The 9,447-nt window shown below is 70.2% G+C and carries 11 protein-coding genes and 1 rRNA gene; 7 read left to right on the top strand and 5 right to left on the bottom strand.

The features are described 5' to 3' along the window. The first annotated feature begins 135 nt into the window (after positions 1-135). Positions 136-627, top strand: a complete 492-nt coding sequence (locus ABGB11_RS41960) for a DUF523 domain-containing protein (RefSeq protein WP_347641275.1) — start codon at positions 136-138, stop codon at positions 625-627. Here the strand turns inward: ABGB11_RS41960 and ABGB11_RS41965 are convergent. Next, on the bottom strand, positions 572-1,513 hold the full coding sequence (locus tag ABGB11_RS41965) for a helix-turn-helix transcriptional regulator (protein ID WP_347641276.1): 942 nt from the start codon (positions 1,511-1,513) through the stop codon (positions 572-574). The two genes, ABGB11_RS41960 and ABGB11_RS41965, sit on opposite strands and share 56 nt — an antisense overlap. A gap of 107 nt (positions 1,514-1,620) precedes the next feature. Here ABGB11_RS41965 and ABGB11_RS41970 point away from each other — a divergent pair, with 107 nt between their 5' ends. The 3 genes from ABGB11_RS41970 to ABGB11_RS41980 all read left to right on the top strand — a co-directional run bounded on the left by ABGB11_RS41970 (position 1,621) and on the right by ABGB11_RS41980 (position 4,119). Next, on the top strand, positions 1,621-3,054 hold the full coding sequence (locus ABGB11_RS41970; RefSeq protein ID WP_347641278.1) for an MFS transporter: 1,434 nt from the start codon (positions 1,621-1,623) through the stop codon (positions 3,052-3,054). Between the two features lie 64 nt (positions 3,055-3,118). Then, positions 3,119-3,643, top strand: coding sequence for a sigma-70 family RNA polymerase sigma factor (locus tag ABGB11_RS41975; RefSeq protein WP_347641279.1), 525 nt, complete (start codon positions 3,119-3,121; stop codon positions 3,641-3,643). Continuing rightward, the gene (locus ABGB11_RS41980) at positions 3,640-4,119 is read left to right on the top strand and encodes a hypothetical protein (RefSeq protein ID WP_347641280.1); all 480 of its coding nucleotides are present in this window, start codon (positions 3,640-3,642) and stop codon (positions 4,117-4,119) included. Before ABGB11_RS41975 ends, ABGB11_RS41980 begins: the two co-directional genes overlap by 4 nt. Positions 4,120-4,129: 10 nt before the next feature. Here the strand turns inward: ABGB11_RS41980 and ABGB11_RS41985 are convergent, their stop codons facing one another. After that, entirely contained in the window at positions 4,130-5,011 is an 882-nt protein-coding gene (locus tag ABGB11_RS41985; RefSeq protein WP_347641281.1) for a hypothetical protein, read from the bottom strand. A gap of 221 nt (positions 5,012-5,232) precedes the next feature. Here ABGB11_RS41985 and ABGB11_RS41990 point away from each other — a divergent pair, with 221 nt between their 5' ends. Further along, a complete protein-coding gene (locus tag ABGB11_RS41990; protein WP_347641282.1) occupies positions 5,233-6,234 on the top strand; it encodes a metallophosphoesterase family protein in 1,002 nt (333 codons plus the stop codon). A gap of 44 nt (positions 6,235-6,278) precedes the next feature. After that, positions 6,279-7,115 carry an RNA polymerase subunit sigma-70 gene (locus tag ABGB11_RS41995; RefSeq protein ID WP_347641283.1) on the top strand — a complete coding sequence of 279 codons (837 nt, stop codon included), beginning with the start codon at positions 6,279-6,281 and terminating at the stop codon, positions 7,113-7,115. 8 nt (positions 7,116-7,123) lie between these two features. Here the strand turns inward: ABGB11_RS41995 and ABGB11_RS42000 are convergent, their stop codons facing one another. After that, positions 7,124-7,618, bottom strand: coding sequence for an HAD domain-containing protein (locus ABGB11_RS42000; protein WP_347641284.1), 495 nt, complete (start codon positions 7,616-7,618; stop codon positions 7,124-7,126). A gap of 396 nt (positions 7,619-8,014) precedes the next feature. Between ABGB11_RS42000 and ABGB11_RS42005 the strand changes: the two genes are divergently transcribed. Continuing rightward, positions 8,015-8,680, top strand: coding sequence for a hypothetical protein (locus ABGB11_RS42005; protein ID WP_347641286.1), 666 nt, complete (start codon positions 8,015-8,017; stop codon positions 8,678-8,680). A gap of 63 nt (positions 8,681-8,743) precedes the next feature. On the opposite strand, the gene ABGB11_RS42010 is transcribed toward ABGB11_RS42005, so the two are convergent. Beyond that, positions 8,744-9,199, bottom strand: a complete 456-nt coding sequence (locus ABGB11_RS42010) for an SRPBCC family protein (RefSeq protein ID WP_347641285.1) — start codon at positions 9,197-9,199, stop codon at positions 8,744-8,746. A 132-nt stretch (positions 9,200-9,331) separates the two neighbouring features. Then, positions 9,332-9,447 (bottom strand): 5S ribosomal RNA (gene rrf, locus ABGB11_RS42015).

Consider the following 9,447-nt stretch of genomic DNA (forward strand, 5'->3'; position numbering starts at 1 on the left):
TCGATCTTGACGTACAGTGCGATCACGAGGGTGTCCAGGTCGGTTTTCACACATTGATCTTGGACACCCTCTTCGCATGCCGGGGCCGCTTCAGCACATCGCGATCATTAGGAATCACTCGTCTAGGCTGGAGGGGTGGAGCGCATTCTGGTCAGCTCATGCCTCGCCGGACGGCCCGTCCGCTATGACGGGACGGCCAAGCCGGTGGGCGGCGGCCTCGTCGAACGGTGGCGCACCGAAGGGCGTCTCGTCCCGTTCTGCCCGGAGGTGTCGGGCGGCCTGGCCGTGCCGCGCCCGCCCGCGGAGATCGTCGGCGGCGACGGCGGCGACGTCCTCGACGGGACGGCCCGCATCCGCACCGGCACCGGCGAGGACGTGACCGAGGAGTTCCTGCGCGGCGCCCGGCTGGCCCTGGACGCGGCGCGGCGGTCCGGCGCACGCGTGGCGCTGCTCAAGGAGGGCAGCCCGTCCTGCGGGGGCCACCGCATCTACGACGGCACCTTCACGGGCTCCCCGATACCCGGCACCGGCGTGACGACCGCGCTGCTGCGCCGCTCGGGCATCCACGTCTTCAGCGAGGACGAACTGGACGACCTCGCGGCACTCCTGACGTCCCTGGAGTCCTGACCGAGGCGCCCGGCTGGGGCGCCTCCTCGGCGGCGAGGTGCGCGAGAAGGCGCAGCGCCTCCGCCGACGGGGAGCCGGGGTCGGCGGTGAACGCGGCCATGCGCTGCCCCTCGTCGTTCGACAGCTCCATCATCTCGTTGTTCAGCGTCATCGCCCCCACCAGCGGATGCCGGAACTCGCGCGTGTGCCGGACGGCGCAGTCCTGCACGGGATGCGCGGCCCACAGCGCCGCGAACTCGGGGCTGTGCACGGTGAGCTCGCCGATCAGGCCGGTCAGCTCCGGGTCGTCCGGGTAGCGGGCGGCGCACCGGCGCACGTCGGCGACCGTGTCCCGCGCCTTGGCCCGCCAGTCGGCGTACAGCTCGCGCGTGTGCGGATCCAGGAAGACGAGACGGGCGATGTTGGGCCGGTCGCGGACGTCCTCCGGGGCCTCGAAGGGCAGGTGCCCGGCGAGCAGCGCGTGCGCCGCCCGGTTCCAGGCCAGCACGTCGTAGCGGCGGCCCAGGATCAGCGCGGGAGCGTCGCCGAACGCGTCCGCGAGGAGCCGGACGGCGGGGCGCAGCCGCTCGGGCCGCGGGCGCCGCCGGGCCTTCGCCTTCCGGCCCGCCAGGCTCCGCAGGTGCTCCTGCTCGGTCTCGTCCAGCCGGAGCACCCGGGCGAGCGCGTCGAGGACGGCGTCGGACGCGTTCTGGCTCTGCCCCTGCTCGAGGCGCGCGTAGTACCCGGCGCTGACGCCCGCGAGCTGCGCCAGTTCCTCGCGACGCAACCCGGGGACGCGCCGCCGCCCGCCGTAGTCGGGCAGCCCGAACTCCTCCGGACGCAGCCGCGCCCGCCGCGTCCGGAGGAACTGGCCGAGTTCGGAGTGCCGCGCCATGCCGTCCAGCATGCCTCCTGCCGCCCGTGCCCTGCCTGTACCTGCCAGGTGTAGGCACCGCGGGGCGCACCCCAGCAGAGGCCTGGGTAACGCCCGCCGCCCACCCCACCCTGGAGCCCGTGACCGAGACCCGACACCCGCATACCCAAGAGACGAGCCGGCTGGGCGGCCGAGGATCGCTGATCCTGATCACCCTCTGCGGCGCCACCTTCATGACCGGGCTGGACTTCTCGATCGTGACCGTGGCGCTGCCGGAGATCGGACGCGACCTCGGCTTCGCGAACGCCGGTTCCCTGCAGTGGGTCGCGACGGCCTGCCTGCTGCCGACCGCGAGCCTGCTGCCGCTGTTCGGCCGCGTCGCCGACATCGTCGGCCGCCGCCGGCTCTTCACCCTCGGCGTCGCCCTGTTCAGCGCGTTCTCGCTGATCGCCGGGCTGGCGACCGGCCCGGCGATGCTGATCGGAGGCCGCGTGGGCCAGGGCACCGCCGCCGCGATGATCGCGCCGACCGCGATCGCGCTGATGACGACCGTCTTCCCCGAAGGCCCGCGGCGTACCCGGGCCCTCGGCGTCAACGGCGCCGTGCTGTCGCTGGGCTTCGTCCTCGGCACCCTCGGCGGCGGCCTGATCACCAGCGGGCTGAACTGGCGCTGGACCATGCTGTTCCTGGCCGCCGTCGGCGCGCTGGTGCTGCTCGGGGCGGCCACCGTCCTCCCCCGGGCCGGCACGCGCGTCCCGGCCAGGCTCGACGTGCCCGGCGCCGCCCTCGCGAGCGTCGGCCTGTTCGCCCTGGTGTACGGCATCTCGACCGGCGCCGATGCCGGATGGGCGAGCCCGCCCACGCTGGCCTCGCTCGCCCTGGCCGCGCTGTCCCTCACCGCGTTCCTCCTGGTGGAGCGGCGGCACCCGGCCCCGCTGATCCCGCTCGGCCTGCTGAACAGGGCGACCGTGAAGTGGAGCGGCCTTCTCGGCTTCGTCACGTTCGGCATGTGCGGCGGCACGACCGTTCTGCTGAGCCTCTACATGCAGGACGTCCTGGGCTACTCGCCCCTCGCCACCGGCGCGGCCTACCTCGCCGAAGGCGCCACGGCACTGGTCGCCGGTGCACTCGCCGCAAGGCTGATCGCCTCACTCGGCTCGGCCCGCGTCATCGGACTCGGCCTGACCGTGCAGGGCCTCAGCACCGGGGCGATGGTGCTGCTCCCCGCGCAGGACGGCCTGGCCGTCCTCCTGCCGACGTCCGGTGCCATGGGATTCGGGCACGTCCTGACGGTGGTCGGTTTCATCACCGCCATGACGTCCGGTCTGCGGGACGACGAGCAGGGCACCGCGGGGGGCCTGTCCCAGCTCCCGCAGTTCCTCGGCGGCATCGGCACCGCCGGCCTGGCCGCCATCGTCACCGCCCGCGCGGACGCCCTGGCTCCGACGACCAGCCCGGCCCTGGCCACCCTCGGCGGCCTGCACGCGGCGGTCCTCACGGCCGGGACGGTCTGCCTCGCCGGCGCCGCCCTCGCGTTGCGTTTCCTCCGCCATCCTGCTGTCGGCGCGGGCTGACGCCCGGGGGGGCGTGAACCTGACGGCCTTCTCCGCCGACTGTGAGGGGGACGGGAGGTCGAGGATGGACGACGAACTGCTGGTGGTCCGCTGCCAGCTCGGGGAGCCGGAGGCGTTCGCCGAGCTCGTGGACCGATGGCACGTCCCGGTGTGGACGTTCGTCCGGCGGATGCTGGACGCCGAGCGGGCGGACGACGTGGCCCAGGAGATCTGGGTCGCCGTCCTGCGGGGGCTGCCCCGGCTGGCCGATCCGGGCCGGTTCAGACCCTGGCTCTTCACCATCGCCAGGCGGGCCGTTCTGGACAGGCTCCGCCACGAGTACACGACCGCCGAGAGGCCGGGCGAGGCCCAAGAACCACCGTCCGAAGACCTCACCGAGCAGGTCGTGGACCGGGCCGAACTGGTCGCGGCCCTGGCGGACCTGCCGCTCCCCGAACGGGAGATCCTCATCCTGTTCTACCTGGAGGACCTCTCGATCGCGGAATGCGCCCAGATCTGCGCGGTCCCCGCCGGCACCGTCAAGTCGCGCCTGCACCGTGCGCGGCGCCGGTTGCGCGAGCACCTGATCGAGAAGGGATATCGGCGATGAACGACGAACCGCGCACGTCCGCGGAGGAGATGCTGGAGCGGCTGACCCCGATGCTGTCGCGCAGGCGACGGCTGCGAGGTGTCGCGGCACTGCTGTCCGGCCTGGCCGGGACGGTCTTCGTCACGGTCCTGTGGGCTACCGAGCCGGGGCCGCTTCCCGACCGCACTCGCCTGTCCTTCGCACTGCTCATCCTGGTGTGCCTGGCCTGGACGGGCCACGGGATCTGGTCGGCCACCCGGCGCGCCCCGCTGTTCGCCCTGGACCGGGTGATCGGCGCCTGGCTGGGTCTGGCCGCCGCGCTTCTGACCACCACCGTCACGGTCACGCTCGCCGCCGTCCGGGACCGGGGTCTCGTCCTCGCCCTGGCGGTGAACGCGGTCCTCGTCACCGCGGCGGTCCTGGTCGCCGTCCGGGCGCACCGGCGCCGCTCGACCCTCCTGCGCCGGAAGGCGGAACTCACCGACGCTCGCGGATGAGGCGCCAGACCTACGCTCCGGTCTCACGGGCCGGATCGTCCATATTCCAGTAGTCGGGCAGGGGCGTCTCACAGACGGCACAGACGTAGTGGTCGTCCTTGACGATGTTGCGTTGGTGGCATTGAGGGCAGCGCCGGAAGGTGATCGGGTGGGAGAAGGCGGTGGGATGGTCGAGACCGGCCCGGTCGAGGGCCGCGGCAGCGGCCTGCCAGGAGGACACGTCAGGGCAGTAGCCCGTCGACTGGTTGCTGATCTCGCCGACCACCCAGCGGTCGCGGTCCCGGGTGAAGGTGATCTCGCCCGCGCTCAGGACCGCCTCACCACCGGCGCAGACCACATGCTCGCTGCGCTGCGGAGCGAGTCGTAGCGTCCCGGTCAGGTCGATGACGAACGTGAACGGTTCCTCTTGGTCCTGCGCGGCCTGCTGTGCGAGCCAGATGGCGAGGTCGTGGTGGGAGGTGATGGCCTGCCCGTGGCGGCCGGCCTGGACCTGCTGGAGGATTTCGGCGGGTCCGACGTAGCGGTAGTGCCGCGGTCCGGTCAGGCCCAGGGCTCCGGTGAAGGCGGAGAAGGTCGCGGCGACGGTGCGCCAAGCGTACTGATGAGGATCGGTCCAGATGTCACTTGCGACCACGCGGGGGTCGGTGGTGCTGGTGCGGTAGTCGAGTGCGACGGCGACGTCATCGCCGGCGTAGCGGCAGACCGCGATGAGAACGGCCATCTCGACGTCGAGCCAGGGCAGCTCCACCGGGTCCGGGCCGGCGCCCCCGCGAGCCACCCGGAACAACCGGGCGAGATCGTCGCTGTCGGCCAGGTGATCGAGTGCCCGGGTCTCTCGGCGGATCTGATCGACATCGGCGGGGAAGTCCAGGGGGTCCGTGAACCACGGCATGGCTGCTCTCAGCGCACGCTCACCGGGGTGCCGCCACTGTCCGGCGGTCATGAGTTCGATGAGGCGAGTCGGCAGCGTCAGCCCACGAACGGACCACCGCGTGCGAGGCGGGGGCTGTTCCTTGCGTGACCGATTCACAGGCAGAGGCTGTCATGGTCCGCCCGTGGTCGGCGAAACATAATCCATTGCACGCTGAACGGATGCCTGCCTACCCTCGCCGAGTGCGGCGCACCATCATCATCGGCGACATCCACGGCTGTTTCGACGAACTGCAAGAACTCCTCAACACAGTCGACCTCCAGCCGGAAGATCTGCTGGTCAGCGTCGGCGACCTGGTCGATCGCGGCCCGGCGCCGGGTGCGGTGGTCGGCCTTTTCCGCGAACGTCCGAACTCGGTCGCGGTCATGGGCAATCACGAGCGCAAGCATGTGCGGGGGATCTTCTCCTACGCACAGGAGATCACCCGCTTGCAGCTGGGCGAGCGCTACACCGAAACAGTCGACTGGATGCGGACGCTGCCGTACTACTTCGAGAACGACCATGTCCGCGTCGTCCACGCCGCGATGCTGCCAGGAATCCCGCTGGCGGACCAGAAGGAAGAAATGCTCTGCGGCACCACCAGCGGCGAACGGGAGCTCACCGCGCTGTTCCCCGGCAGCCACTGGCACGACCACTACACCGACACCAAGCCGGTCGTGTTCGGCCACCACGTCACCGGGCATGAGCCGCTGATCCGCGACGGCAGGGTCTTCGGCCTGGACACCGGTGCCTGCCACGGCTGGAACCTGACCGCGCTATGCCTGCCCGGGTTCACTGTCCATTCGGTGAAAGCGCACGCGGACCATTGGTCCATCGTCAAACGCCAATGGCAGTTGCCCGTCCTGAAAGCCAAGCCTTGGCGGGACTTCACGTGGCCTGAGCTGGCTGAAACTGCCGCGAAGTTCTCCGCGGCACCCGACGCCACGCGCAGCTGGCTGGAGGCGGTCGAAGAATGGTCATCAGAACTCCAGTCGTCCTTCCCCGCCCTGGTCACCGCAGCACAGCGCATCGCCGGCGAGCTCACCACGGACGAGATGCGGCAGCATCCCGCCGCGCGGTTCCTGTTCCAAGCGCGTAACGGCCGGCTCGACCAGACCAGCCTGGCCAGGCAATGCTCGACCCCTCGCAAGACGATCGACCTCGCGGCCATGTTCGACCTGCCCGTACGCGATCTGCCCGAGTGACCCGCAGGAGCCGACGGCACCCGCATCGGACTGGTCTGCCGGTCATGCGCCAGGATGGGCGGATGGAGCTCGAACCGTGCCGGGGTGAGCTGGTGGCGTACTGCTATCGGATGCTGGGCTCGTTCCATGAGGCCGAGGACCTGGTGCAGGAGACGATGCTGCGGGCGTGGAAGGCGCGCGACCGCTACGACCACACACGCGCGTCGGTGCGGACCTGGCTCTACCGGATCGCGACCAACGCCTGCCTGACCGCGCTGGAAGGGCGTTCACGACGGCCGCTACCGTCCAGGCTGGGCATGCCCAGCGACGATCCCGCGGCTCCGCTCACACCGGTGTTCGACGTCCCCTGGCTCCAGCCGTTTCCCGACGTGCGCCTCGATGCGGACGTGCGAGGCGACCTACGGCTGGCGGTGGTGGCGGCCATGCAGGTTCTGCCGCCCAGGCAGCGTGCCGTCCTGGTACTCCGGGACGTGCTGCAATTCACCGCCGCCGAGGTGGCGGCGCAGCTGGAGACCACCGTCGCGGCCGTCAACAGCGCATTGCAGCGGGCCCGCGCGTCCCTGGCGGACGCGGACGATGCGGGAGAGATCGCCGAACCCGATGATCCGCGGGTGCGCGAGGTGGCCGAGCAGGTTCGCCGCGTACGTGCCGGAGCCCGGCGGCGGGCACCGGCTGCACACGAGGGTGGGCCTTCCGGCACGGCCCCGAAGCGGTCGCCGGGGACAAGTTCCGGCTCGGCGAAACCCTCGACCAGGGAGTCCTGCTGCTGGGCCGGACGACCTGGCGACTGTTCTCACGGATCTGGCCGGGACGTGACGACCAGTTTTGGTGCTGGTGCACCCTCACACACCGATCCTCCCCGCGGGAGGCCTGGTGGATGAAGGGTGACTCACGCGGTCCGAAGCCAGCGATCAAGAACCGCGAAGTCATCGTCGCCGAGGCCTCGGAATGACGGCACGCGGTGGAGGAGCGCCCGGCCGCCATGGCGCGCGGAGACCCATTCGCGGTCGGCGTCGGTGATCTCGTCGTCGACCCAGGCGAACGGGCGTCCGGACGCCCAGGTCACCAGCGTCCGGGTCTTCCAGCAGAGCCCGAACCACCGGTCCTCGCGCTCGTGATCGTCGGATGGGTCCGTCCACTTCACCACCGGCAGCCGGGGCAGCCCGATACGGGAGGCGATCTCGGTGTTCGCTTCGTCTTCCCAGGTCGTGGCCCAGACAAGGTCGCACGGTAGCGCCGCCAGCCTGCGCCCTAGCTCCACGGTGAGCCGCGCAAGGCCAGTGTCCGGTGTGGTCCGCCGCTCCCCCTCCGGGCCGTCACCGAACGGGAGAAGCGGCCCGTCGACGTCCAGAAAGAGCAGCGGACGTTCACCGTGGCCGGTCATGCTGCGCTGACCTCGGTCCGGCGCCTCACGGTCGCAGGAGTGGTTCGACGGGCTCGGGCATCCATCGATCGATCATCGCCACCGAGCGCCCGATCTTCCACCCCTCGGCCGGATCGCCTGCGCCGGTGGCTCGCCCACGCCTGGGATCGGGTGTCTGCCGCTTACGACAGGATCATGTGTATGCGTTCTCCAAAGAAGGCGGCCACATGACCGATGAATCCCTGCTCAACTCTGACGGACGGGCCCTTCCGCTCCCTGCCGATCCGTTGAGCCCTGTTCCGGTCGAGGTCGAGGGCGGCCTGGCGGCGTACAGGGCGGGTGACGCTGCCCAGGCACGGGAGGTGCTGACCGAGATCGCCGACACGGGACGTCCTCGCGGCCCAGCTCACCGGCGACCTGGACACCGCCCGGGACGGGTTCGAGCGGGTCTTCGAGGCCTGCAAGGGCACGGACTCCGGAGACGTCGCCGGCCTCCTGCTCGGCAACCTCCTCATCCAAAGCGGCGATCCAGCGGCGGCCCTGGAGCCGCTCAGCCACACACGAGGAATGTGCGACGGCACACTCGCGGGCTATGCGGCTCATCTTGAAGGGCACGTCCTTATCGGGCAGAAGGAGAAAGAGCGAGCGAGCCAGATGCTCCAGTACGCGCATCGCGAGTCCCACCCGGCCAGGGGTGGTGACGAGGGGCTGCACCCTTGGGTCGCGGTCCGGCTCGGTGAGTTGCTGGCGAGCGACCCGTGGGTGGATCTCGTCTACGACCAGATGGAAGAGAGCGGTGTGAGCGAGGGTTCGGTGATCCGAGCCATTCGAGTCCGCCCTCTACCAGAAGGGGATCAGCGCTCCCGCGCTCGCCGACATCGGCTTGTTCCTGTTCCCGGCGACGTTCGAGCCCGTACACACGGCTCTGGAGCGCCTGGAGGCCTGGAGCGTCGAACGATACGAGCCGCTCGCAGGCTGATCCTCAAGCTCTACACCCACGTGGAGGACGGCCGCGACGACGAACGCACCCAAGGGCTGGCGGAGCTATGGGACAAGCTCGCCCTGCCCACGCCCAAGTACTGACCCCGACGATGGCAGCCGAGCCGACGTGAGAGTCCCGCCATGACCCGACGTCTGCTCGCGTGCCTAGGGCGCGGCCACCAGTTGGGTGAGGTGGTCGAAGGAACGGTTCCAGCCTGCTGCGGCGGCGGGCCGACGGTCGGCTGGGTAGGGGCGGATGAAGGTCATACGTGTGCCGGCAGCGTGCTCACGCAACTCGATGCGAGTAGTAACCGGATCAGGGTGACCGAGTTCTGGCATCGGCCCAGAGGTGAAGGCCAGCAAGGCCGATGGTTCCAGGGCGGTGATCTGCTGGCGCATCCAGAAGCGGATGCCGTCGGACGTTTGGACCAGGCAGTAGTCATAACGGCCACCGATGCGCAGATCGATGGTGATGAGGTCGCGCGGAGAGGTGCATCCCTCCGGGCTGATCCAGCGGGAGAGTTGGCCGGGGTCGGTCCAGGCATCGAAGATCCGGGCGCGCGGAACGTCGAAGTCTCGGACGACAAGGGGTTCGGTGGCGTCGGCTGATGCGGCGGTCATCGCATCCGCGATCTCGCGTGTTCCATGTCAAGTAGAACAGCCGAGATGGCGCGCTGCTTCCGCGTACCGCCACTGCACGGGGAGAAATGAGAAAGGCCCCGCCGAATCCGGCGGGGCCTTTCTGCAATATGAGTCCGGCGGTGTCCTACTCTCCCACACAGTCTCCCATGCAGTACCATCGGCGCTGAGAGGCTTAACTTCCGGGTTCGGAATGGGACCGGGTGTTTCCCCCTCGCCAAAACCACCGA

The sequence above is a fragment of the Actinomadura sp. B10D3 genome, assembly GCF_039871695.1.
In the GTDB taxonomy this organism is placed as follows: Bacteria; Actinomycetota; Actinomycetes; order Streptosporangiales; family Streptosporangiaceae; genus Spirillospora; species Spirillospora madurae.